Below are 25,260 nucleotides of genomic sequence, written 5' to 3'. Positions count from 1 at the left end.
TCAACTCTTTTTTATTTGATTTAAAATTCTTTTAATTGTTTGATTCATACCATATTTTCTGCAAAATTGTAAACATCTTATTATAAAACTAGGTCGTTTAAAGTTATGTTCTTTCATATAAGATTCATGTTTGTTTAATATAATTTTCTCGTATTTCTTGAGTTTTGTCCTTCTTGTTCTTTTCTTCTTCAAGACGCCAGGAATATGATAAATGGAGGTCACTTGATGAATATATTCAAAATTAGCCTTTTTCCCATATTGAATCCACAAATCCCAATCTTCCAACAGGTCAAGCGATTCATCCATTCCCCCATATTTCTCGAACAGTTCTCTCTTGAACATTACAGCTTGTATAGGAAACATATTTCTATAAAAAATGATTTCATGATCAAAAGGCTCATCATAAACAATATTTTCTTCTATAACAGCATATCGAGAAATATCTTCTGAAAAATACTGAATCTTTCTTTCAATCGCAGGAGCATGTACTGCATCAGCATTGGAGTTATTCTCCAAAAAACGGAAAAGCACCTCGATGTGAGAGGGCAAAAAAGTATCGTCATCGTCGAGAAAGTTTACATATTTACCTCTTGCCTGCTGCAAGCCAATATTCCCAGCTTTAGTTCTGCCGACCTTCTTCCCAGTAGCATAATAGCGGATAAGCAAATCTGAAAAATCATCCATATTATAAGTTTGAGGTGGGCCATCCTCAATAATAATGACTTCAAACAACTTAAAACTTTGACTGTTAAGACTAACAAGTGCTTGGTGAAGCATTGATGGTCTATTTATTGTCCTAATAATAATAGAAACAAAAACTTTGACATTTTCATTAGCCGCCATCTAAATCCAACTTCCTTATTGCTTCAAATATTCTTATGCAGTTCTTGTTATCTCTGATTTCAAAAAATCTATTTATTCTTAGCAAGTACTCTTCTTCAACTAAAAAGCCGGTCTTAAAATAATAATCAATGAAAGTAATGACATCTCGTTCATCATTTACAATCGGCCCAAATCCATCATGTTCATAATTAAAATAACCCTGCTTATAATGGTTCTTCAGATAGAAATCTTTATCAAACTGATAATAAATAGTTGGCTTATCCATAAAACCAAAATCAAAAAAAACGCTTGAATAGTCCGTAATTAAGAGCTTGGATTCCCTCAAGATTGTTTGAACATCATTACTTTCTTTATCGGCAATCTTCACTCTATTGCTAACGGTTGAAAAATACTTTAAATACGGTTGCGTTTCATCATGAGGATAAAAAATCAGATCATAATCATTATCCTCCAGTAAATCGATGAGGGAGCGATTTAGAAGAAGTGATTGCAGCCTTTTGTAATAAATCGACTCTAAAAATATCAGATCATCTATAGTTTCTGAGTTACTCCATGAAGTATTCATGATACCGTTACGCCATGTTGGCATAAATAATATCTGTTTTTTTCCGTCCTTTGGAAGGAGTTTATCGAATCTAGCAAAACCGGTATAAATCACTTCACTTGGTTTGTAACCAAACTTCTCCTTGATGTACTCGAATTCAGGTTTTGCTCCAGTTATAAATAAATCAAAGAATGTATTTTTTCGACCTAATGCATATGATACATCATCTTTTGTAATGCCGTGTTGCAAAAATATATATTTTTGCTTAGGCGATAAAAAACCAAAGTATTGTCTAAAAATTTTGTAGTTCCACGGTTCAATAGTTCCTTTATGTGCAGATATTAGTTTTGTAGAAGATACAAAAAGCAATTTATGTTTCAAGCTCAAATATTGAACGACATTCCCAAGTGGTTTAACCTTGTCAAAACTTTTGGAATATTTATCTACTAAATAAAAAGCATTAATTTCAGGATGATTTATCCGCAAATATTCAAAAAAAATAAATCCATTATCCTTTGCGTCACAACCTCTTTCGCAAATTAACCATACATCCCGATACTTCGGGTGAATTTTAAAAATAAACGAAAGAAATATAGCTGGAATAAACGAAATTACCTTGTGAATTTTCCTGATTTTTTTATAAAGACTTTTTTGCTGATAGACCAATTTATCGAATTGAATTTTAAATAAAAACCAATTCATTTTTCCAGCTTGAGTTTTTCTTAAGACAGATCTCGATATCACATTATCAATCCTATTTATTGCTTCTGGGGAAACTCCCTTAAGGATCTGATGGGCGAGGCTAAAGAGACGCTTTTTCTCCTGCTTACTAAAAAACCGCTTTTTGAACATATTATAAATAAACGGCACCATTGACCTTGCATTAAACCAATCTAATAACTCTTTAAATTCCGGATAGTCTATTGACAGTTTGCTCATGGATTGATTTACTTCAAAGTGATCGAAGTAATTTGCTTTTTGTTCCAGATAAGCGTCCGTTCTAGATTTATCATCCTGGCTTTCTCGTTTTCTATAGTAATACTTACATTCGTTCGTTATATAGATCCGTTCTGCATTAAATGTCGTCTTTGCCGAAACAACAATATCCTCAAATCTGCTGCTTGGAAAATGAATCAACCTCTTGAATTTGCTTGAAAGTATCTTATTGCACATAGACATGGCGAAAATAATCTCTGGCACTTCAGTAATGTTGGTTACTAATTGATTTTTTTCAAAAAGTTTACCTGACGGGTTTCTCTCATATGTGACACCCTTTTTGCTATAATACTCGTACTCATAAATAACGAGGTCACAATCAAACTTTGAGAATAACCTCAGTGTATGTTCGAACGTATTGGGAGAAATAAAATCATCCGCATCCAAAAAAGCAAAGTAATTTGACGTTACATACTGTAGTCCTATGTTTCTTGCCCTGCCAGGACCGCCATTCTCATTTGAATGGATAATCCGAACGGAGTGATGCTTCTCAGTATAACTTTCAGCTATCTCGATACTCCGATCTGTAGAACCATCATCAACAATTATAACTTCAATTTGATCTATCCCTAATGTCTGATTTATTATTGAATCCAAACAATCAGAAATATAACTCTCCACATTATAGACAGGTACGATAACAGATATTTTATACTCCAATTCTCACTTTCACCCTTATTTACTGTTGTTCTTTAAATTTCTTGCAAATTTCCTTTGCATTCCCTATATCGCGAACTTTTCCATGTTCAAGCCACAATACCTTGCTGCATAAATTCTCAACTTGACCTAAGGAATGCGAAACGAAAAGTACTGTCGTTCCTGCTTCAATCATGTTTTTTATTTTCTTCTCTGATTTGTCCTTAAAACGGATATCTCCGACAGACAACACTTCGTCAACTATCAGAATATCCGGTTTAACAGCTGTTGCGATAGAAAAACCGAGCCTTGATTTCATCCCCGACGAGTAATTTTTTAATGGGGTGTGCATAAAATCCCTGAGTTCAGAAAACTCTATAATCTCATCTAATTTACTTTCAATCATTTTTTTGGAATATCCTAAAATAAGCCCATTAAGATATATGTTCTCCATACCAGTTAAATCCCCATTAAAACCGGCCCCAAGCTCAATCAACGGTGCAACTGAGCCATTCTTGACAACTTTACCTTCGGTCGGTTTCAAAATTCCCGATATCACTTTCAATAGCGTACTTTTACCTGCACCATTTAAACCGATAACTCCAAAGACTTCTCCTCTTTCAACCTCGAACCCAACATTCTGCAAAGCATAGAAGTCCTTATATGTCAGTTGTTTTTTCAAGCGTTTTATAAAGTAATATTTCAATGAGTCAACTTTCTCACTGGCTAATTTGTATTTCATGGTGACATTTTGTACATCGATGGCTAGCATCTAATCCCTCATTTCACAGAAGACAACGTTTGGACTTCACACACTACAAGTGGAAAATAAATTTGTCTTGTTTTTTATAGAACATGTAGAATCCGATAAATATAAATAGGACTGCGTATATGATAGACAATAACAAGTCCGTTAACGTCGGCAACTTACCATACATTAAATTATCCCGGAACATATTTAATACAGAGTACAAGGGATTCAGCCTGATCAAAAAGTGATATTTCTCCGGGATAATATTTGCGGGATAGAAAATTGGCGTCATATACATAACGACAGTAAGGACAATTGAATATAGATGCTTCATGTCTTTAAAAAATACGGTTATAGTCGCTAATATTAGTCCCGCACCCATAGATAAAAACAATAATATTAACAAAGGAACCCATATTAATAATATAGTTGCATGGAATTTCATATTTGTAACAAGCATGATCACAAAAATAGGCAACATCGCAATTAGAGTTGTTATAAAGGAGGAGCATACCCTAGAAAGCGGAAAGAAATATTTAGGTACATATACCTTTTTAATCAACTGGCTATTGGCATTAATGGAATCCATCGAGAAATTTGTTGCTTCAGAAAAAAAGGAATAAATCAAGCGTCCTGTTAAGACATACACAGGAAAATTCTCGATATGATTTCTAAATATTGCCGAGAAGACAATGGTAAGTACCACCATCATCATCAGCGGGTTTATCAAGCTCCATAAAATTCCTAAATAAGAGTTTTTATATTTTAGTTTTATATCCTTTTTAACAAGCTCGATAAATAAATCCTTATACTTTATAAAATTCAGAACATGGTTTCTCATATTTTCTTCTTACAATCTCCTTATTAATCCATTATTACATCCTAGTTAGCCAATTACGAGCATCTCATTCTAGTCCATCATAGTTACAATGTGCTAAAATATTGTCGAACTCACAAAAAGGAGAATGGAAACTTTGTCTAATCCAGTATACGGTAAGCAGGCTAAAAGGTCGAGCAGTGTCGAGAAAAAGCCTGTCCAGTTTTGGTTGTTAATTGTTGCCTTTATCGCGTTTTTAGTTTGGACTCCGTTCCAAGTCGCGTTATTCAATGGTCAGATGCTAGAGTTTGAAAAGCCTTTGTTTTGGGGCGTAGCTCTATCAAGCATACTGCTGCTCTTATGGATTGTTAACTATTACAAGAGCTTCCAATTGGCCGATCAGCGAGACTGGCTGCCATTAGCAGTGCTATTGTTACCTATTACATATCTATTGTCGTATTTTGGAGCTGCATCGCATTATTTGGCGATGAACATGGTTCTTGTGGAATGCTTGTATGCCATCATCTTTATCGTCAGTCTCTACCTGCTCCAAGATCAACGGACTAACCAGATTATTCAGACCGCCATTATGACAGTGGCTTACATCATCGTCGGATTTGGTTTCCTCAACTGGTTTGGTCAGGGGAAATTTGCCGGGGCGCTGGTTGCATGGTTCTCGTTTGGCGTAATGAACGGTAAATACACCGATGCGGTCATGACAGACTCGAACGGTTTGCGCCTAACCTCTGTGTTCCAGTATGCCAACACCTACGCAGCGTTTCTAATGGCTTTTTTATTTGCAGCCGTGTTTTGCTTGATCCGTTCTAAAAAATGGTACGGCCAGGCGATCCATGCCTTAATGCTCGTTCCTATTATCGTATCCATCCTGCTCACCCTGTCGCGCGGGGGGTTGGTCATGCTCCCAGTAGTATTTGTTCTACTGCTTCTCTTCCTGAAGCCAGCCAAGCAAATTCTGTGGGTGATCTACTGCGCGATTGCGGGCGTGGTCTCACTAGGGATCTCCAAAGAAGTCACCGATCTTGGACTGCAATTAAATCAAAAGTTTGAGGCGGGTGCAGCAGCTAAGGCTTGGGCTTTCCTACTGATTGCTTCTTTAATCGTTGCGGCACTTGGCTGGGTTATTCAAAAGTTCATCGCTCCCAAAATGGAACAAGGACTTGCCAAAACTTTCGCTAAAAAGCTCGCCAACCTGTGGATCCCGGTGGGAGCAATCGTTGTTGCAGGTGTTGTGGCTTTCCTGCTGATTGGAACCAGTGTACGTGATATTCTCCCGCAAAACGTCAGCACACGGTTAGAGAACATTAACTTTAAGCAGCACAGTGTGCTCGAGCGGATCACCTTCTATGAAGACGGCATGAAGGTCGTTAAGGACTATCCCGTTCTGGGAGCAGGGGGCGGTGCCTGGGCTGCTCTGTATGAGAAGTACCAGAACAACCCTTATACCAGCCGACAGGCGCATAACTTCTTTGTGCAGTATCTATTGGAAGTCGGGATTGTCGGGTTTGTGATCTTTATGGCTTTCGTCATCTTTATTTTTTATAAATACATCCGTGGTTATATCAAAGCAGACGAAGAAGGTAAGGAATCTTATTTCCTTTATCTCATCCTAGCCCTATCCATTCTACTTCACAGTATTTTGGACTTTAATATGAGTTATGTTTTTATTGGTATCCTGGTGTTCGTGGGACTCGGTGGAATGGCCGCTGGAATGGACAGCCAACCATTGCGCAAGTTCTCCTGGAAAACGGAAGGTGCAGGATGGATCTACAGCCTTGTGGTGGGGATTGGCAGTATTGTAGTCCTTATCACATCGATCCGGTTTGTACAAGCGGCTGACGCCGGGTTGGAGGCCAAAAAGATCGTACAAACAAGTACGTCTTTTGAGGAGATTAAGGCTCCGTTGGATAAAGATTTGGGTATCCGAAGCAGTCATCCCGACTCTGTCCTATTGATGTCTTCCCTTTATCAATCAGTATTCAAACAAACTCAAAATGAATCCTTTTATAATGCTGATTATGTTCTACTAACCAGTGCTTTAAAAAAGGAGTCTTACAACAAAGATATAATCAATGCTCTCATTACCAACTACCAGTTAAAAAATGAGCAGGACAAAGCGTACGACACCTTAGTTGCCAATGCGCCTAAATTCAACTGGGATATTGAGTGGTATGAAAGATTAATTACTCAGGGCTTTGAGTTAGGTTATGCTGCATTGGGTCAAGGGGATACTGGATCAAAAGATAAGTACTTCAAAGAAGGAATCGCTGCATTTGAAAGGGTACAAGCCGGCCTTAAGCATCTAGCGACCATACCGAAAGAACAGCTGACTGGTCGACCGTTCTCTAACTCGCCGATGATGATACTGGATGCTGGAAAAATGTACTTTATGACAAACCAACTGGATAAAGCGGCGGATACTCTCAAGAAGGGGCTAAAAAAGGACCTTAGCGATTCCACAAATAGAGAAATCGCCCATTGGTACGTAGCTGCTATGCAGAAACAGGGCTCCAATGACCAGGCCGTTTTGGATCAGCTGATCAAAGTAGACCCTACTGCCAAGGAACAGATTGAGAATTTGTTGAAGTTAAATTTTTAAGTGAACATGAAGAAGGAGCTCATGAAGTGTGAGCTCCTTTTTTATATAAATATTTTAATTATATTGAGTGTTTACTTTCGAACTCCATAACTTCATACATGTATTCCAATAACTCATTCCTCAGTTCTTCATTTTGGAGCGCATAATGAATCGTAGTCCGGATAAAACCCAATTTCTCGCCAACATCATGGCGAAGGCCATCAAAATGATATGCAAGAATTTGTTCATTTTTGCCTAATTGGGCAAGTGCATCCGTTAATTGAATCTCCCCATTAATCCCTTCAGTCTGCTCTTCAAGCAGTTGGAAGATACCCGGAGTTAATATGTACCTTCCCATGATTGCTAAATTAGAAGGCGAATCAGCAGGCTTAGGCTTTTCAATGAGAGCATTAGCCCGATAAACCCTATCAGTCATCTTCGCAGCAGCCACAATTCCGTATCTAGATACTTCATCCCACTCAACAGGTTGTACCCCAACGATAGAAGTTTCATAGTGCTCATAAATATCGATCATCTGTTTCAGGCAAGGAACGTCTGCCTCAACGATGTCATCACCTAGAAGCACCGCAAACGGCTCATCACCAATAAACTTACGAGCACACCATATCGCGTGTCCCAGGCCTTTTGGTTCCTTTTGCCTTATGTAATGGATGTCCGCCATTTCCGAAGATTTACGAACTTCGTTTAGAAGTTCCCATTTCTTCTTTTCTTTAAGGTTATGTTCCAGTTCAAAAGAGTAATCAAAGTGGTCTTCAATCGCACGTTTTCCTTTGCCAGTTACAATGATAATATCCTCAATTCCCGAGGCAACGGCCTCCTCGATAATGTATTGAATCGTCGGCTTGTCAACGATGGGCAGCATCTCTTTAGGCATAGCTTTGGTTGCCGGAAGAAACCTTGTCCCTAGTCCAGCAGCTGGAATAATGGCTTTGCGAATTTTCATTACTATATCCTAACTCCGTTCTTTTAATGTGATTAATATTCATTATAACGGAAAATATTGTCGCTGGACATGCTCGGTCAAATGTTAATTTATTTTGTGGTAAAAGAAAGACAGGATAATATAGGTATCCTGTCTCTCTAAACTTTGTGATGAGGATAAGCCATCAGATAGCTTCTTATTTCACCAGCTGTCCACGAGTTACGCCAAGCTGGTTGGTCGCCTTCAGTGTCTTCCACACCTGCGTGCCGCTGATTTCACCGCGCAGGGCGCGGTTGTACAGGTCAATGACCTCGTGCACCTGTTCAGGCGTTTCCTCCAGGAACTCGACGCGGTAGCTCGAGACGCCGAGATCCATGAAGTTCGTCAGGTACTCGGCACCGGACTGCTCGATGACGTTGTAGACCGTGTTGCGGCAGCCCTCGTCCACGCGGACCGGATGGGACATGCCGATGCGGTCCTGCAGGGACGCCCGGTGCGATTCGCACGGACGGCCGCAGTTCGTGAAGTCGGTGCCTTCGCTCAGGAAGGTACAGTACACGCAGTGCTCCGTATGGAACATCGGCAGATGCTGGTGGATGACGATCTCCATCTGCGACGTCTTGGAGCGCTCCAGCAGATCGACCATCTGCTGGATGTTCAGGTCGTAAGACGGCGTGACCAGGTCACAGCCGGCTTCGAGGAACAGATCCACCGCTTTGTGGTTGGCGATGTTCAGCGAGAAATCGCCAATCAGCTGCGGATGATCGGCATCCGGGTTTTCCATCCGGTGGCGCAGGTAGAAGTACAGCGCCCCGGTGTTGCGCACAAGCACGGCGTCCGGCTTGAGGCGCAGAATGTTTTTGTGGTAGCCGTTCTCGTTCGGCATATGGATGCGCGGCGTCGCCAGCGCGATCCGCTTGCCGGCGGCATGAACGGCTTCCACCGCTGCCGGGAACTGCTTGATGAACTCGAAGTCGGCGTATATCATCTCTACGCCGGCTTCGAGCGCAGCCTCCACCTGCGGGAGGCTGCGGCACAGCGCGGTGAGCTTCGCCTCACCGCGGGCCACCGGCGATGCGCTGTGCGCGGCATCGCCGTACACGGTCGCCGCCCGTTTCACGTACACGGGCGGCTTCGGGCGCTCGCCTGCGAGCAGTTCCACCGCACGGCGGCGGATATTGTTCAGCTCGCGCATCGGCACGATGACGTCGCCCTGCAGGTCGACGTCCAGCTTCTCGAGCTGGTAGACGGTGCCGCCCAGGCGGCCGAACTGCTCCTCAAGCAGAGCGTAATCCATCGGCCGCTTCTTGGCGATTTCCAGCTCCATCTCCGAGTCGACCTGCACCGTCGTGCCCTTCTGCACGTCGGTCCAGACGGTTGTCAGGAGACCGCCGGCATGGCCCACGGCTTTCACATGCACCGGGAACACCCGGTACGGCTTCTCCGTCTCGAACGTTTGGCGCAGGCGCTTGTCGAGCGCCGGATCGTTCGTTTTCCAGATACGGTCACCGACATGCAGCTTCCGAAGGTCTACGTCGCTCCGGCCCGGAACGATGTCCACGATCCAGCCTTCGCCGGCTTCCCCGTCAATCTTGACGCCTTTGCGGCGCAGGTCGTAAATCCGTCCGCCCTCTTCCTGCTTCGTCGGGTCGCCGGCGTCGAACACGATGCCGTCCCCGCGCTTCAGCGGCGCTTCGATCTTGCAGACGACGCCGTCGCGCAGGATCTTTTCGACCCTGCCGACATACACGCCGCGGCTTTTCGGGAACGTGCCGTCGACCAGCTGTTTGTTGTTCGTGCCTTCGAGGAATCCGTGCGTAAAGCCGCGCGAAAAGCTCTGCTGCAGCTCGCGCATTTCCTCTTCGCTCGGCGGCGTATTGTCGCCGTCAAAGTAACGGTCGATCGCCTTGCGGTACTTGCTAACCACATTGGCCACGTACTCGGGGCTCTTCAGGCGCCCTTCGATTTTAAAGGAAGTGACGCCCGCCTCGATCAGCTCCGGCATCAAATCGATGGCCGCCAAGTCTTTTGGCGACAGCAGATAGGCTACGTCGCCCATCGGCTTCTGCTCGCCGTCCACGATCAGGTCATACGGCAGGCGGCAGGCTTGCGCGCATTCGCCGCGGTTGGCCGAGCGGCCGCCCCACATTTCCGACGTCAGGCACTGACCGGAATAAGAGACGCACAGAGCGCCATGAACGAACACTTCCATCGGAAGCTTCGCCTGTTCCCCGATTTTTTGAATCTGCTTCAGGTTGTTTTCGCGCCCCAGCACGACACGCTCCATACCCCACGGCTTGGTGAATTCCACCGCTTCCGGTGAAGTGATCGTCATCTGGGTCGAGCCGTGAATCGGGAAGTCCGGGGAAATTTCCCGGATCAGCTTCACCAGCCCCAAATCCTGCACAATCACAGCATCCACGCCCGCATCGATGCAGGCGTCGATCAGTTCTTTGGCATCCTCCAGCTCGTTTTCAAACACCAAAATGTTAAACGTCAAAAAGCCCTTCACGCCATAGCTGTGAAGAAACGACATGATCTCCGGCAGCTCCGCCATCCGGAAGTTGTTCGCCCGGGCACGGGCGTTAAACTTTTCCACGCCGAAAAAGATCGCATCCGCTCCGTTGGCTACCGCCGCACGCATGCAGTCCCAGTCGCCAGCCGGCGCAAGAAGCTCCACGTCTTCCCTTCTTAATGCCTGTTTGTTCATCTATATCCTCCCAAACCGGTCCTGCCGGTTCAAATTCTAGAATTCTCGTACTCATTGCTGACTAACGAAAAGAATCACCAGCACAACTTCTGCTTTAACTTATCTAGTGTACCAGACATCTTCCGATCCTTCTACTATCCCCACGAATTATCTCGATTCCCATAGGAAGGCAGAATTTTCGCATTACATACTATCAGGTTATCCGCGTTTGGTAGGGTGCAAACCAGGTGAATGGACCAGCGTGCCTTAAATGATGTGAAAAACTCCATATGCAGCAAAACCAAAGCACCTCTAAGACGTTACCGCAGACGCCCGGCACAGCTTTAAGCCATCAGATCATCTATGACGACCCAGACCGCCCTCACAACTAAAGCCATCACCCTCTATTGCATCTCAGATCCCACCAGCCACACCAAAAACCGGAACAGCCTTCGGCTATCCCGGTTCCTGATCAACATATTATCTACTGCTCTTATTTGGCAGCAGCTATCTAACGTCCGCCGGTCAGCTCTGTCCGGCTGCCGCGGTAGTTTTGACTTCATCTTTTTTCGTAAACGTAAAAGAATTCAGTGTCTCATCCAGCGTCTTCTTCTGAATATCCGTGGCGTTGGCGTCATTCAGGGACGCGGACAGCGTGTACACCGTGCCGTTATGCTGAACGACGATTTGGCGCGCGCTGTACGGAATGCCGTCCTTCACCTGATGGATGGAAAAGACGACAGCCGGCTCGCCAGCAAAGGTCGTGTTCTCTACCTTTTCCAGCTTCAGATCTTTCTGGTACTTCACGGCTTCATTGTAGAACGCCTTCAGTTGGCTTACAGCCTCTTCAAAGGAGCTATCCTTCTCGGCCGTGATCATCATGCGTCCGCCCACGAACTGATACTCCACCGGCGACAGCTCAAACTGGTCGCGATTCGCGCTCCAGTACTGCGGAATACGAATTTGGTACTGATAGGTTTTGGACGTTTTGGTCGTTCTCTTGGATTTATCGATCAGGAACGTGTTCTCTTCCATACTCCCGAAGGATTCCGGTACGACGGTAAAATCAATGTTGATCCCGTTCATTAAATCCTTGAACTTAGCCACATCCGCCGGCTGGTCTTCCGGAGCTGCATATTCCACATAATAGCGGTAGCCGTCCTTCAAAATCATCACTTCATATTCACGGATCCAGCCGTCACCGTAGTTATATCTGGCTTCGTTCACCAGCGCCTGTTCCCCGGATACCTCCAGCGGATAAGTGTTGACGACCTCATACGAAGTTTTGACGAAGGACTCTTCCAGCCATTTCTTCATCTGTCCGCCCCACTGGACGAGCGAGTCGCCTTTGGGTCCAGTGGACACGTTCAGCTTCAAGTAGCTGCCGTCCTTGCTTTCATAATACATGTCCGCATTGTCCATGCTCCAGTCGGCCGGGATGTCTAAAGCAATGCCGTAATCCTCGTTATACACGCCGCGCATGCCGTTTTTGACAGTCGACAGATCCTTCACGGTTTTGTCCGCCGGATTAAAGCTCGTATCAAAAGAGTTCAGCAGCCCGGCATATTTATTCAGGTCCTTGTAGTTGGACGCCTGCAGATCAGCAAAATACAGCTCGTACAGACGATTATGGCTCGAATACATCCGGCACTCCCAGAAGGTTCCGTCCCCGTCCTTGGTCACAATACGGGCATACGGCACCTTGGCTTTCGGGAAGGTCTCCCGGTCCACTACCATCTCGCCGCCTTTTTTGGCGTCCTCCACCAGCCGATCCAGCAAATCATCGGTGCTTAGATCCGCATCCTCATCGGAAGCGTGGACTTCAATGTAGTACTTTTCCTCTGCATCGTTAAAAGACGCAATACTCTCGGTCTCATCGCCGCTGCCGACGATCAGGCCGCTCGGATAATTTATCGTCCAGCCGTAGTAGCTGTTGCCGATCTTCGTCTTGCCTACATCCGAATCGATCCCCGGCTCCTGCGGACTGGCCTCATCCTCCGAAGGTTTCAGGCTAATCACCCATTCCCCCGCCGACCCTGTATTCATTTGCGCTCCGATGCCTTGCGCCACCACACGAAGCGGAACCATCAGGGTGCCGTTCATCATGGACGGGGCAGCCTCCAGCTTCACTTTACGTCCGTCCACCCAGGCCAGATGGCTGTCGATCGTTAAGCTGATCTGATGAGGGCCGTATCCGATTTTGACCACATTGTTTTTTTCCAGTTTCACTTCGCTGCCGAACGCTTTGCTGAACACGCCCAGCGGAACCATCACGGTTCCATTTTTCTTGAACGGCTTCAAAATTTGTACGGTCTGCCCGTTAATCACCGCCGCGGTGCTTCCCGTCTTGAGCTGCAATGTCAGCTTGTCCGAGCTGCTGTCCGCCCACGCGGGCAATGCGGCTGCCAGCATGATGATGCCGGCCAGTGCCGCCGATCCGATGTTACGCAATGCGCTTCCCTTCATCCGTGACTGTCCCTTCTTCCCCATTAAAATTCCTCTCCCGGTTCGCTCTCGTCATTGTAGGCATCGCCATCGGCGCCCGCCTGCGACAGAACCAGCTTCCGCTCCACGATATCCCCGCCGCTCTGCATAAGCAGCTTAACCGTTTGCCCCGGTAAAAAGGATTTGAACATTTCGTTGATGTCCACGACCGAGGTCACCCGCTTGCCGTTAATGCTGTAGAGCACATCGTCTTCCTGAATGCCGGCTTTTTTGGCCTGATCCGAAAAGACCTTCGTTACGGTTAACGGATCGTCCGTCGGCAGTCCGACAATGGCAGACCAGCTCTCTTCCATGTTGAATCCGAGGCTTGGGCGCTTCACTTCCCCATACTTGAACAGTTGTCCCATCACGTACTGCACCGTATCCGAAGGGATGGAAAAGCCCATATTTTCCACGCCGACGGCTGCGAACTTCAGGCTGTTGATCCCGATAATTTCGCCCCGCATATTAACGAGCGGCCCCCCGCTGTTGCCCGGGTTAATTGCCGTATCGCTTTGGATCAGCCGGTAAAAAGCATTCACGCCCCGGTTCAGACCGCTGACAACGCCCACCGTCGCTGAATTGCGCAGGGAAAAAGAGATCGGCGTACCGATCGCAATGACCTTCTCCCCTACCTGCGCAGTTTGTGCGGACTTGGCGAAGACCGCTGGCACTAAAGATTTGGCATTGATTTTAATTAAGGCAATATCACTTGTTTCGTCTATGTATGAATCCACAATGTTATACGATTTGCCGTCGGATGTGACGACCAGCGTACCTTCCAGTCCGTTCACCACATGCGCGTTGGTAACAATCCAACCGTTGGACTTCACGATGACTCCTGTACCGTGCGCCAAATTGTAGCGGTTGGTCGCGCCTCCCGTCAGCGTCGTATCTGTCGAGCGGCCGATAATCCCTACAACCGAAGGCGATATGTCTTTGACGATTTGCGGGACCGGATCCGCTGCCACCTGGGCGTTGGCCTTTTTTGCTGTAGATGCGCTTGATGCTGCTGTTTTTGCCTTCTGCGCAGCTTGTCCCGCCTTGGATGCCGCTGTGGCCGTTTTGCCTGTGCTCTGTGCCTCGGCCGCCGCACTTCCGCTGACGAGCACGATCGTGCTGAGCAGCGTAATGACCCACTTTTTCCCCGTCGGTTTCATTCCCTCACCTGACCTTATCTTTATCTTGATCTGCAGATCTCCGGAGTCTATCCTTTCCCCTGAATCATAGCCTCAATGTATCACACAAACCGGGTGTGTACAATTGCTGGAAGCCCTATATTTAATAGGAAATTTCCACAGCCAGAATCCCAATGGCTTAAACAAAAAAAGACCCCTTGTCCGCCGGTTAGCGAAAGGTGTCTTCATTCGTCGCAATTTCGTTGGAGTTGTATCCGATTAGCTCATCCAGTTCTGGATCATAGCAAAGTCGGACGCTAAAAAGACCAGCAAGCAAATCACGCTGAATCCGATTGCAAATTTGTTCTTAACCGGTTGCTTCACCAGACGGATAATCCCGATCAGGATCAAAATCGTAAACAGGATCATGAATACGTCAAACGTATTGAATTTGGATGCAGCCGATGCAGCAGCTTCTGCAAGCAACATGGTTGGACCTCCTCTTGTGGCTTCGCTCAATTTACATATCTCTCTACATGTTATCGTTCTGGGCGATGAGATGCAAGACTTCGGATGTAAAAAATTGAAATTGTCATAAAATCGCCTTTTTCTGGTAATCGAGGCTCGTTGCCTCCGATCAATTACCATGCGCATGTGTAGAAACCTAATCCTTAATATTATTACCCCGGTTGACTTCAATTTATGAAAAATGGCGCTTATTTCCGGAACTGCCCTTCATCCAACTCTGTGACTATGGATATCGGGAAGGCGAAAATTTCTTACGGTATAAATTGAAATGGATGATGGGCAACTACGTAAAATGTCCCTGCGATCCCTCTTGTTTTCGGATTTCTTGATTGTATTGAACCCACAGAAGGTAGAAATCCGAAAGCCAAATGCGACCGCTTCGCTTCTTCGGAATATTTTACTCCCTTGCTTACATCGTATTCTTTGGTTCAACTTACACAGAATCTCCAGAACATATACCTTCTTCATTACAAAAAGATCATGCCTCCCCGCCTCATGGCGGAATGGAGACATGATCTGAACCTATATTCCTCATATGCTGATTTCGCGTTATGGTTCTATTCCAGACCAGAACCTACGCTAATTTCGTCACCGGGATTAACTTAGCTCGTTACCTTCAAAGCTTCGCTGCGCGCCGTGTCGCGCTCCAGGACCGGCTTCAAGTACTTGCCTGTGTACGACTGCTCGACCTTCACGATTTGCTCCGGTGTACCGGAGGCAATAATCGTTCCGCCGCCGCTGCCGCCTTCAGGCCCCAGGTCGATAATGTGATCGGCCGTTTTGATGACGTCCAGGTTGTGCTCAATGACGAGCACGGATTCCCCGGAATCGACCAGACGGTGAAGCACGTTCAGCAGACGGTCGATATCGTCGACATGCAGACCGGTCGTCGGCTCATCCAGAATGTAGAGTGTCTTGCCAGTGCTGCGCCGGTACAGCTCGGAGGCCAGCTTCACACGCTGCGCCTCACCGCCTGACAGCGTCGTGGCTGGTTGTCCCAAGGTGACATAGCCTAGGCCCACGTCGAGCAGCGTCTGCAGCTTGCGGTGGATCTTCGGAATGTTTTTGAAAAACTCCGTAGCGTCCTCTACCGTCATTTCAAGCACGTCGGCAATGCTCTTTTCCTTATACTTAACCTCCAGCGTTTCCCGGTTATAGCGTTTGCCTTTGCAGACTTCGCACGGCACGTAGACGTCCGGCAGGAAGTGCATCTCGATCTTGATGATGCCGTCCCCGCGGCAGGCTTCGCATCGTCCGCCCTTCACGTTAAAGCTGAAGCGTCCCTTTTTATAACCGCGGATTTTGGCCTCGTTCGTCTGTGCGTAAATGTCACGGATATCATCGAACACGCCGGTGTAGGTTGCCGGATTGGAACGCGGCGTGCGGCCGATCGGCGACTGGTCGATGTCGATGACCTTCTCCAGATGCTCGAGCCCGCGGATTTCCTTGTGCTGGCCGGGTCTGACCTTGACCGCCTTGTTGAGCTCCCTGGCAAGCGTTTTGTACAGGATCTCATTCACGAGCGTCGATTTGCCTGAACCGGAAACCCCTGTTACTGCTGTGAAGACACCCACAGGAATTTTGGCATTGATGTTCTTCAGGTTGTTCTCTTTCGCTCCGCGGATCTCCAGCCAGCGGTTATCTGGCTTACGACGTTCCGTATTGACCGGGATGAACTTGCGTCCGCTCAGGTATTGGCCGGTCAAGGAATTCGGATCCTTCATGATTTCCTCCGGTGTGCCTTGAGCGATGACACGGCCGCCGTGAATACCCGCACCCGGACCGATATCGATGATATAGTCGGCGGCCATCATGGTGTCCTCGTCATGCTCTACGACGATGAGCGTATTGCCGATGTCCCGCATATGCTCCAGCGTTGAAATCAATCGATCGTTGTCCCGCTGGTGCAGACCGATGCTCGGCTCATCGAGAATGTAGAGCACGCCCATCAGGCTGGAGCCAATCTGCGTAGCCAGGCGGATCCGCTGGGCCTCTCCCCCGGAGAGTGTGCCCGCGGCCCGGCTCAGCGTCAGGTAATCGAGCCCGACATTCACGAGGAATCCGAGGCGCGCGTTAATTTCCTTCAAGATCAAGTTCGCAATCGAGCGTTCCTTCTCGGACAGCTCGAGATGATCAAACAGCTTCATCGCTTCGCCGATGGACAGGCTCGTCACATGCGCCATGTTGTAGTCGTTAACGGTTACGGCAAGCACTTCTTTCTTCAAACGGTGACCCTTGCAGACTTCGCACGGCTTCGCACTCATGAAGTTTTCGATAAACTCACGGATGCCCTCGGAAGCCGTTTCACGGTAGCGGCGCTCCAGGTTGGGAATGACGCCCTCAAACACCACAAACGCTTCTTTCCGCTGTCCGAAGTCATTTTCGTAACGGAAGCGGACCTTCTGGTTCCCCGTTCCATACAGCAGCTTGTTCATGTCTTCTTCCTTCAGCTGGCTGACCGGAACATTCTGAGGAATGTTGTAATGCTCACATACCGATTTCAAAAATTGCGGATAATAGTTGGACGTACTGCCTGTCCACGCCAGAAAAGCGCCGTCATCGATCGATTTCTCCCGGTCCGGAATCAGCAGCTCAGGGTCGACGATCATCTTCACGCCAAGTCCATCGCATTCCGGACAGGCCCCGAACGGACTGTTAAACGAGAACATCCGCGGGGACAGCTCCTCAATGCTGAATCCGCAGATCGGGCAGGCGAAATTGGAGCTGAAGCGCAGCTCTTCCTGGCCCATAATATCGACCAGCAGCTGGCCGCCGGACAGCTTCAGCGCCGTCTCGATGGAGTCCGCCAGGCGCGCCTCCACACCTTCCTTAACGACGATCCGGTCGACAACGACCTCGATCGAGTGCTTCTTGTTTTTCTCCAGTTCGATATTTTCGGAAAGATCGCGAAGCTCGCCGTCTACCCGGACGCGCACGAAACCCTGCTTGGCCACGTCGGTAAACAAAGACTTGTGCTCGCCCTTCCGGCCGGAAATCATCGGTGCCAGCAGCTGCAGACGCGTCTTCTCCGGATACTGCATAATCCGGTCGACCATCTGTTCCACGGTCTGGGACGTGATTTCAATGCCGTGCTCCGGACAGTGGGGATGGCCCACACGGGCAAACAGAAGCCGCAGGTAATCGTAAATCTCGGTTACCGTTCCGACGGTAGAGCGCGGGTTGCGGCTGGTCGTCTTCTGGTCAATCGATATGGCCGGAGACAGCCCGTCGATCGAGTCGACGTCCGGCTTCTCCATCTGCCCCAAAAACTGCCGCGCGTACGCGGACAGTGACTCCACATAACGGCGCTGCCCTTCCGCATAAATCGTGTCAAACGCCAGGGAAGATTTGCCCGAACCGCTCAGTCCGGTTAAAACAACAAATTTATCACGGGGAATCGTGATATCTATATTTTTCAAATTGTGGGCCCTTGCACCCTTAATGACGATATTCTCGCTGGCCAATGGTCGCTCATCTCCTTTGAAAGGATCTATTTATGGGATTTATCCACAAAGAGAACGACCAGTACAAGCGGCCGTTCCCTTATCTTATCCATGTTCTTGTTTATTCCGCCTTCAGTTCCAGCAGGGCGTCACGCAGCTCGGCGGCGCGCTCGAACTGCAGGTTCTTCGCGGCATCCTTCATTTCCGCTTCCAGACGCTGAATCACCGACTGGCGCTCCTTCTTCGACATCTTGCCTCCGGTGCCGGTCAAATACTCTGCCTTCGACTCGGCCACCTTCGTCGCCTCGATGACGTCCCGCACCTTCTTGCGGATCGTCTGCGGCGTGATCCCGTGCTGCTCGTTATAGGCAATCTGCATGGTGCGGCGGCGCTGGGTTTCTTTGATCGCTTTGTCCATCGACTCCGTAATTTTGTCGCCATACATCAGAACAAAGCCCTCAGAGTTCCGGGCCGCGCGGCCGATCGTCTGAATGAGCGACCGCTCCGAGCGGAGGAAGCCTTCCTTGTCGGCATCCAGGATCGCAACCAAAGATACCTCAGGCAGGTCAAGTCCCTCTCTCAGCAGGTTGATCCCGATCAGCACATGGAACGTACCCAGACGCAGGTCACGTAAAATCGCCATCCGCTCCAGCGTCTTGATATCGGAATGCAGGTACCTGACCTTGATTCCGATCTCCTTCAGATAGTCGGTCAAATCCTCGGCCATCTTCTTGGTCAGCGTCGTCACGAGCACCCGCTCGTCGCGGTCGATCCGCTCCCGGATCTCTCCGATCAAATCGTCAATCTGCCCTTCGGTCGGCCGGACTTCGATCACCGGATCCAGCAGTCCCGTCGGACGAATGATCTGCTCGACCATCGTATCGCAGTGTTCGATCTCGTACGGTCCCGGCGTCGCTGACACGTAGATAATTTGATTCACTTTACTTTCGAACTCTTCGAACGTCAACGGGCGGTTGTCCAGCGCCGACGGCAGACGGAATCCGTGTTCCACCAGCACCGTCTTGCGCGCCCGGTCGCCGTTGTACATCGCGCGGATCTGCGGCAGCGTCACATGGGACTCGTCGACGACGATCAGCATATCATCCGGAAAATAGTCCAGCAGCGTATATGGGGTTGCTCCCCGTTCCCGAAACGTTAACGGTCCGGAATAGTTCTCAATCCCCGAGCAGAAGCCGACTTCCTTCATCATCTCGATGTCGTAGCGCGTGCGCTGCTCCAGGCGCTGAGCCTCGAGCAGCTTGCCTTGGGAGCGAAGCTCCTCGAGCCGCTCTTCCAGCTCCCGCTCAATATTAACCAGCGCCACACGCATCGTCTCTTCCTTCGTTACGAAGTGAGACGCCGGGAAAATCGCGATATGATCGCGTTCACCGATCAGCTCACCGGTCAGGACGTCGATCTCCGTAATCCGTTCGATCTCGTCCCCGAACAGCTCCACGCGGATCGCCTGTTCCCCCTTGGAAGCCGGGAAAATCTCAATGACGTCGCCGCGAACACGGAACGTCCCACGCACGAAGTTGATGTCGTTGCGCTGGTATTGGATGTCCACCAGGCGCGACAAAATCTGATTGCGCGGCTTCTCCATACCTACGCGCAGCGACAGCAGCATGCTGGAGTATTCCATCGGCGAACCCAAGCCGTAAATACACGAGACGCTCGCCACGATAATAACGTCCCGCCGCTCGAACAGCGAGCTGGTCGCGGAGTGGCGCAGCTTATCGATCTCCTCGTTGATGCTCGAATCTTTCTCAATATACGTATCCGAAGAAGGGATGTACGCTTCCGGCTGATAGTAATCATAGTAACTCACAAAGTAATCGACGGAGTTGTTCGGAAAAAACTCCTTGAATTCGCTCGCCAGCTGGGCGGCAAGCGTCTTGTTATGCGCGATGACCAGCGTCGGCCGCTGCACCTTGGCGATGGTCTGCGCAATGGTAAAGGTCTTGCCGGTACCGGTCGCACCGAGCAGCGTCTGATGCTTCTTCCCCTGCTTCAGGCCTTCCACCAGCTCGGTAATGGCCTTCGGCTGGTCGCCCTGCGGTGTGTATTCCGACTCAAGCTCAAACGTCTTGGTACTGACGACAATATCGCTCATTGCCCAACATCACCCTTATCATCTAAAATAGATATTCTAAACTATATGTCGAGATTTCCCGATATAAGCTATAGGAAATCATTGTTGAAATAAGAATATTTGTTCCCGTCTATTATACTCTGATCAAGTGCCGTATGCAAACCCTAACTCATGAACAGGAGTGATAGCACAACATGGAAATCACAACAATACTGGGCATCCTGGCGGGACTTGCCGCGCTGGTAGGTGGCTTTTTATGGGAAGGAGGTCAGATTAATGGATTAATGCAGGCAGCGGCCGCCCTGATCGTATTCGGGGGAACTATTGCCGCTGTCGTTGTCAGTTACCCGCTTCACCGGCTCAAGACGATTCCCAAAGCGCTGCGCTTTGCCTTCAGCAAACCGGCCGAGGATACGAACCAGCTGATCGAAGACTTGGTTGGCATGGCCACGGCGGCCCGACGCAACGGAGTGCTCTCCCTTGAAAGAATGGCTATGGACCATCACAACTCGTTCCTTCGCGAAGGCATTCAGCTGGTCGTCGACGGAACGGAAGAATCCCAGATCAAACAGATTATGGAGCTCGAAATGGACGCTGTAGAGCAAAAGCATGAAAACTACGCCAAAATATTCGAGTCCGCAGGCGGCTACGCCCCGACCATGGGTATCATCGGCACCGTTATGGGGCTGATCCATGTCCTCGGCAGCTTGTCCGAGCCAACCGATCTCGGGCCGTCGATCGCGGTTGCTTTTACCGCTACGTTATACGGCGTGGCAAGCGCCAATATTATCTTTTTACCCATTGCGTCGAAAATTAAGTCCCGCAGCGCCGATGAAATTCAGCAATTGGAACTTTTGATGCAGGGCATTCTGGCGATTCAGAACGGCGAGCACCCCAACATGGTGCGTAAAAAGCTCGTTTCCTTCACACCGGTGGACAGCTATCATGCCCCTGCCGTGAAGGAGGAATTCATCGATGAGACAGCGGAATAGACGCCAAGGCCGGAGGAAAAGCGAAGGAGACGGCGGCCGGGACCGGTGGCTGATCACTTATGCGGACCTGATCACGCTGCTCCTGATCTTTTTCGTGATGATGTTCGCGATGAGCCGGCTGGACGTTGAGAAGTACGAAGCGATTACACAATCCCTGCAGCATACGTTCAAAAGCGGAGATTCGATCCTCGAGAAGGGATCCGGCATCACCGGCCAGGCGGACAAAAATACGCATCGAAATCCCGACACGGCCAAAAAACCGCAGAACAGCGGCTCTCAGGAACTGACCGAACGGGAGCTTGCCTTCCGCAAGCAGGAGCAGGAGCTCCAGAACCTGATGCAGGTCATTTCGCAGTATGTGAAGGATAACCGGCTGGAGGACCAGATATTTGTAGCGGACGAGCCTCAAGGCATCTCCATTACGCTGAGCGACCAATTTATGTTCGATGTCGGCAAAGCGGACCTAAAGCCCGGCTCGGCACCGGTGCTGGACAAGCTCGCCAGCCTGTTCAAAAACCTGAGCACGGTGATCAGCATCGAGGGTCACACCGACAATCTGCCGATCGTACACGCTTCGAATTACAAAGACAATTGGGAGCTCTCCGGAGCACGGGCGCTGTCGGTCCTGCGGTTTTTCCTTGACCAAAAGCATCTGAACCCGGACGAATTCCAGTACGCCGGATACGGAGATACGCGTCCTGTCGGGGATAATGGCACCGAAGCCGGAAGGCAGAAAAACCGCCGGGTGGAGATCATCGTCCTCCGCCAGCTTCAGGAATAATTCGTAACCTCCTGCTTCGCCGGTAAAACACCGATTGGCCCTTTCATAAGACAAAAAAAGCGTGGAAGCTCTGAAGCTCCCACGCTTTTTGCGTTCTTACCTTACATGTCGGCTTCCCGCGCATCATGCGATGCAGGGGTGGACGACTTGCTGCGGGCATGAATTTTCATACCGATCAGCTGAAACAGATTGACCGGCTTCAGCACCAGTGCCACACCGGCATCCGGGTCCGGAGCCAGGATAACGCCAAGTTGGTGATGATCCCCGTCGTAGATCGCCCGCTGCAGGAACTTGACTTCACCCTGCAGGTTTTGCACTTCCAGCTTGCAGAAGGCCGGGTTTTTACGGATCGCCAGATGCAGCTGCTCTTTGGACCGGATCGCTATGCCGTTCACCTTCATAATCGATTCGCCGGCCGCAATGCCCAGCTCTTCGGCAGGGCTCCTGGGAATGACGGCCAGCACCTTCAGCCCCTGCGCAGGATGGACAAACACCGGACTCCGGTGCTGCTCCTCATACCGGCTGTACCAGGCCAGCCCTTCATGAAGCACAAAGGCGATCAAGGCCGCCACAAGCGCCAGCGGGCTCCACCAAGCCGACAGGATGCTGAAAGCCAGCAGTACGACACCATAGATAAGGAGGCGTTTGAACGTCCGATCGGCCTTCACCTGCGGAAGCAGGCTCTGCGTCATTTCGCTGAAGCCGATCACCACCGGCAGCGCCATCATGCTGAAGCCGCCGCTCCATCCGTCTCCGCCAAATAAAGGCGTCCAAGGTAGAACGGTATCCGAGGCTCCTGGAATCAGCAGAAACAGAGGAATCGGCCAGAACACCTGCATCTGATAGCCTCCAACGAGCTTGCCTCGCTTCCCTTCAATAAAGAGCGGATTAGCAAACGACGCTCCCTGCAGGCGGATAAGCAGCGCCTCAGCCAAGTGCAGCACGGCTACCAAGGCAAGCAGGGCAGGAATATCCAGACCCGCTACCGTATCCTTCACCGTTTTCAGGAACCCGTCCGGACTCCAGGAAAACAGCCCCATCACAAACTGAATCACGCCCAAGATCCCAATGGCGTAAGCAAAGCATAAATACCTTACCCGGAACAGCAGCAGCACGATGGCTACCACCCAAATGCAAATGACCGCTTCCGTGGTCAGCGAAATTCCCAAAAACGCTGCGGCCACCGAGACGCCGATCCCGGCCAGCAGTCCGCCCCAAAAGGTCCGCCATGTCTGCAGCCCCCAGCTGTGCAGCCGGACGGAGAACAGCTTTCTCTCCAGCAGCACCTGCCTGCGGTATACCAGCGCCATCAAAATGATCGAAATATAATAAAACGGCTGCGTCAGCAGCTGTAACAAAGCATCCCCCAACTTCCACAGCAGTTCCAATGCGACATCCAATCCGTCACCACGCTCCTTTACCATGACATTTACGCATATCCAGGACAGACATCAGACGCAAGAAAAAAAGAAGGCTAAAGATCAGCCTTCTTAACGATTCGACGCGGCAGCGGCAATTTCCTTCCGCACCTCGTCGATCCCGCGGTTCAATTGATTATCGTATTTCGGATCCCGGATGTGCTCGATCAGCGCGTTCTCGAGTGCTTCCGCCGTCTTCGCGTCAATGACACCGTTCGCGCTCAGCTTCGCGCTGCTTTGGAACGACTTGACGGCCGCCACGGTTTTCTCATCGAAGAATCCGTCTTTGCGTCCAGGCTTGAAGCCAAGTCCGTCCAGCATGATCTGCGCACTCTTCACGTCAGTGTTATTCATGTTGTATTCCAGCGATTTGTCCTTGTTGATCGGAGCCACCGAGAAGTAATCCGGCTGATCCACCGCAATGTCAGGCTTGATCCCCTTCTTGTGGATCCAGCTGCCGTTTGGCGTCAGCCATTTCGCGATCGTAATCTTGAGCAGGCTGCCGTCGCCCATTTGCTTGTCGAAGCTCGTCTGTACGGTTCCTTTACCAAAGGAGTTTTCACCGATCAGCTTCGCTCCGGCCGATTGCTGCAAGGCACCTGCCAGAATTTCGGATGCGCTGGCGCTTCCCTTGTTCATCAGGAGGGCGACCGGATAGTCTTTGCCCGTTCCCTTGGACTCGCTCTTCTCGCGCTTCTTGTTCTTGTCTTCAACCTGAACGATCAGCTTGCCTTTCGGCACGAATTGCTCGGCGATATCGATCACGACGGACAGCACGCCGCCGGGATTGTTCCGGACATCGATGACGAGGCCCTTCATGCCTTCGCTCTCGAGCTTCGCCAACTCTTCCTTGAAGCGATCGCCCGTGTTCAGAGAGAACTGGGTAATTTCAATCACGCCTACCTTACCCGGTTCCATGTGGGCATTGACGGTCTCCAGATCGACATCGTCGCGCACGATAGTGTACTGAAGCGGCGTCGATACGCCGCTGCGGCGGACCGTCAGCTTCGCCTCGCTGCCTTTCGGACCGCGGATTTTCGATACCGCATCGTTCAGCTCAAGCCCGCTCAGCGATTCTCCGTTCACCGTCAGGATGATATCCTTGGCGCGGAGTCCTGCCTTTTCCGCAGGCGATCCCTTGATCGGAGACACGATGACGACATTGCCGTCTTCCGAGGACACTTCGGCACCGATGCCGCTGAACGAGCCCTCGATGCTCTCCTCAAATTCCTGTGCCGTTTGCTTACCCATATAAGTCGAGTACGGATCTTCCAGCGATTCCATCATGCCGTTGATGGCACCGTCCACCAGCTTGCTCCGGTCCACATCCTCGTAATAATTGCCTTGGATGAGATCCAGAGCCGTACCGATTTTCTTCGCTTCATCCTGCTTCAAGCCGCCGCTGACCACGCTCGCTAGCACGCCCTGGCCCGTCGAGGCCTGATTCGCAAAGCTTGCGCTTGTTAACACGAGGGTCAGTACGCTTCCCAACAGCATACCTACGACGACCAACAATGCGACCGTACGTTTCTTCAAAGTAAGTTTCACCGCCTTTTATTTTCCGGCCGAACCTCTTATGACCAGACTTA

The 25,260-nt window shown here is 49.4% G+C and carries 16 protein-coding genes; 3 read left to right on the top strand and 13 right to left on the bottom strand.

Annotated features, from left to right (window positions below):
• From ABID47_RS23840 to ABID47_RS23825, 4 genes are read right to left on the bottom strand one after another with little or no spacing between them, the layout of a single operon-like run.
• Complete coding sequence (locus tag ABID47_RS23840; RefSeq protein WP_354500385.1) at positions 1-843, bottom strand: glycosyltransferase; 843 nt, start codon at positions 841-843, stop codon at positions 1-3.
• Complete coding sequence (locus tag ABID47_RS23835) at positions 833-3,043, bottom strand: bifunctional glycosyltransferase/CDP-glycerol:glycerophosphate glycerophosphotransferase (protein WP_354500383.1); 2,211 nt, start codon at positions 3,041-3,043, stop codon at positions 833-835. Before ABID47_RS23835 ends, ABID47_RS23840 begins: the two co-directional genes overlap by 11 nt.
• Positions 3,044-3,062: 19 nt before the next feature.
• Positions 3,063-3,791, bottom strand: a complete 729-nt coding sequence (locus ABID47_RS23830; protein WP_354500381.1) for an ABC transporter ATP-binding protein — start codon at positions 3,789-3,791, stop codon at positions 3,063-3,065.
• 43 nt (positions 3,792-3,834) lie between these two features.
• Positions 3,835-4,611, bottom strand: a complete 777-nt coding sequence (locus ABID47_RS23825) for an ABC transporter permease (RefSeq protein ID WP_354500379.1) — start codon at positions 4,609-4,611, stop codon at positions 3,835-3,837.
• A 133-nt stretch (positions 4,612-4,744) separates the two neighbouring features.
• On the opposite strand from ABID47_RS23825, the gene ABID47_RS23820 reads away from it, so the two are divergent.
• Positions 4,745-7,204, top strand: a complete 2,460-nt coding sequence (locus ABID47_RS23820) for an O-antigen ligase family protein (RefSeq protein ID WP_354500377.1) — start codon at positions 4,745-4,747, stop codon at positions 7,202-7,204.
• 58 nt (positions 7,205-7,262) lie between these two features.
• On the opposite strand, the gene galU is transcribed toward ABID47_RS23820, so the two are convergent.
• The 7 genes from galU to uvrB form a co-directional block, all read right to left on the bottom strand.
• Positions 7,263-8,147 carry a UTP--glucose-1-phosphate uridylyltransferase GalU gene (gene galU / locus ABID47_RS23815; RefSeq protein WP_354500375.1) on the bottom strand — a complete coding sequence of 295 codons (885 nt, stop codon included), beginning with the start codon at positions 8,145-8,147 and terminating at the stop codon, positions 7,263-7,265.
• A gap of 175 nt (positions 8,148-8,322) precedes the next feature.
• On the bottom strand, positions 8,323-10,836 hold the full coding sequence (locus ABID47_RS23810; RefSeq protein ID WP_354500373.1) for a U32 family peptidase: 2,514 nt from the start codon (positions 10,834-10,836) through the stop codon (positions 8,323-8,325).
• Positions 10,837-11,340: 504 nt separating this feature from the next.
• Positions 11,341-13,305 (bottom strand): copper amine oxidase N-terminal domain-containing protein, encoded by a 1,965-nt coding sequence (locus tag ABID47_RS23805; RefSeq protein ID WP_354500371.1) that lies wholly within the window; start codon positions 13,303-13,305, stop codon positions 11,341-11,343.
• Positions 13,305-14,459: a S1C family serine protease gene (locus ABID47_RS23800; protein ID WP_354500369.1), complete on the bottom strand. Its 1,155-nt coding sequence runs from the start codon at positions 14,457-14,459 to the stop codon at positions 13,305-13,307. Before ABID47_RS23800 ends, ABID47_RS23805 begins: the two co-directional genes overlap by 1 nt.
• A gap of 237 nt (positions 14,460-14,696) precedes the next feature.
• The gene (locus ABID47_RS23795) at positions 14,697-14,906 is read right to left on the bottom strand and encodes a hypothetical protein (protein ID WP_076174517.1); all 210 of its coding nucleotides are present in this window, start codon (positions 14,904-14,906) and stop codon (positions 14,697-14,699) included.
• Between the two features lie 641 nt (positions 14,907-15,547).
• Positions 15,548-18,409 (bottom strand): excinuclease ABC subunit UvrA, encoded by a 2,862-nt coding sequence (uvrA, locus tag ABID47_RS23790; protein ID WP_354500367.1) that lies wholly within the window; start codon positions 18,407-18,409, stop codon positions 15,548-15,550.
• A 100-nt stretch (positions 18,410-18,509) separates the two neighbouring features.
• Complete coding sequence (uvrB, locus tag ABID47_RS23785; RefSeq protein WP_116233523.1) at positions 18,510-20,501, bottom strand: excinuclease ABC subunit UvrB; 1,992 nt, start codon at positions 20,499-20,501, stop codon at positions 18,510-18,512.
• A 173-nt stretch (positions 20,502-20,674) separates the two neighbouring features.
• Here uvrB and ABID47_RS23780 point away from each other — a divergent pair, with 173 nt between their 5' ends.
• Both ABID47_RS23780 and ABID47_RS23775 read left to right on the top strand, forming a co-directional pair.
• On the top strand, positions 20,675-21,472 hold the full coding sequence (locus ABID47_RS23780; RefSeq protein WP_076174523.1) for a flagellar motor protein: 798 nt from the start codon (positions 20,675-20,677) through the stop codon (positions 21,470-21,472).
• Complete coding sequence (locus ABID47_RS23775) at positions 21,456-22,253, top strand: OmpA/MotB family protein (protein WP_116233521.1); 798 nt, start codon at positions 21,456-21,458, stop codon at positions 22,251-22,253. The genes ABID47_RS23780 and ABID47_RS23775 overlap by 17 nt, the downstream gene beginning before the upstream one ends.
• A 101-nt stretch (positions 22,254-22,354) precedes the next feature.
• Here ABID47_RS23775 and ABID47_RS23770 read toward each other — a convergent pair whose 3' ends face one another.
• Positions 22,355-23,677: a PDZ domain-containing protein gene (locus ABID47_RS23770; RefSeq protein WP_435530660.1), complete on the bottom strand. Its 1,323-nt coding sequence runs from the start codon at positions 23,675-23,677 to the stop codon at positions 22,355-22,357.
• Positions 23,678-23,743: 66 nt separating this feature from the next.
• A complete protein-coding gene (locus ABID47_RS23765; protein WP_076174778.1) occupies positions 23,744-25,168 on the bottom strand; it encodes a S41 family peptidase in 1,425 nt (474 codons plus the stop codon).
• Positions 25,169-25,260 lie beyond the last annotated feature (92 nt).

This window comes from Paenibacillus favisporus, assembly GCF_040545415.1.
Taxonomy (GTDB): domain Bacteria; phylum Bacillota; class Bacilli; order Paenibacillales; family Paenibacillaceae; genus Paenibacillus_AQ; species Paenibacillus_AQ favisporus.
Note: the sequence above shows the minus strand (reverse complement) of the source record. Positions and strands in the feature narration are given on the sequence as shown.

Bases quoted from the DNA above. Each gene is read 5' to 3' on its own strand.
- ABID47_RS23840 (WP_354500385.1), bottom strand. From the start codon at position 843: ATGGCGGCTAATGAAAATGTCAAAGTTTTTGTTTCTATTATTATTAGG.
- ABID47_RS23830 (WP_354500381.1), bottom strand. From the start codon at position 3,791: ATGCTAGCCATCGATGTACAAAATGTCACCATGAAATACAAATTAGCC.
- ABID47_RS23825 (WP_354500379.1), bottom strand. From the start codon at position 4,611: ATGAGAAACCATGTTCTGAATTTTATAAAGTATAAGGATTTATTTATC.
- galU (WP_354500375.1), bottom strand. From the start codon at position 8,147: ATGAAAATTCGCAAAGCCATTATTCCAGCTGCTGGACTAGGGACAAGG.
- ABID47_RS23810 (WP_354500373.1), bottom strand. From the start codon at position 10,836: ATGAACAAACAGGCATTAAGAAGGGAAGACGTGGAGCTTCTTGCGCCG.
- ABID47_RS23805 (WP_354500371.1), bottom strand. From the start codon at position 13,305: ATGGGGAAGAAGGGACAGTCACGGATGAAGGGAAGCGCATTGCGTAAC.
- ABID47_RS23800 (WP_354500369.1), bottom strand. From the start codon at position 14,459: ATGAAACCGACGGGGAAAAAGTGGGTCATTACGCTGCTCAGCACGATC.
- ABID47_RS23795 (WP_076174517.1), bottom strand. From the start codon at position 14,906: ATGTTGCTTGCAGAAGCTGCTGCATCGGCTGCATCCAAATTCAATACG.
- uvrB (WP_116233523.1), bottom strand. From the start codon at position 20,501: ATGAGCGATATTGTCGTCAGTACCAAGACGTTTGAGCTTGAGTCGGAA.
- ABID47_RS23780 (WP_076174523.1), top strand. From the start codon at position 20,675: ATGGAAATCACAACAATACTGGGCATCCTGGCGGGACTTGCCGCGCTG.
- ABID47_RS23775 (WP_116233521.1), top strand. From the start codon at position 21,456: ATGAGACAGCGGAATAGACGCCAAGGCCGGAGGAAAAGCGAAGGAGAC.
- ABID47_RS23770 (WP_435530660.1), bottom strand. From the start codon at position 23,677: ATGGTAAAGGAGCGTGGTGACGGATTGGATGTCGCATTGGAACTGCTG.
- ABID47_RS23765 (WP_076174778.1), bottom strand. From the start codon at position 25,168: ATGCTGTTGGGAAGCGTACTGACCCTCGTGTTAACAAGCGCAAGCTTT.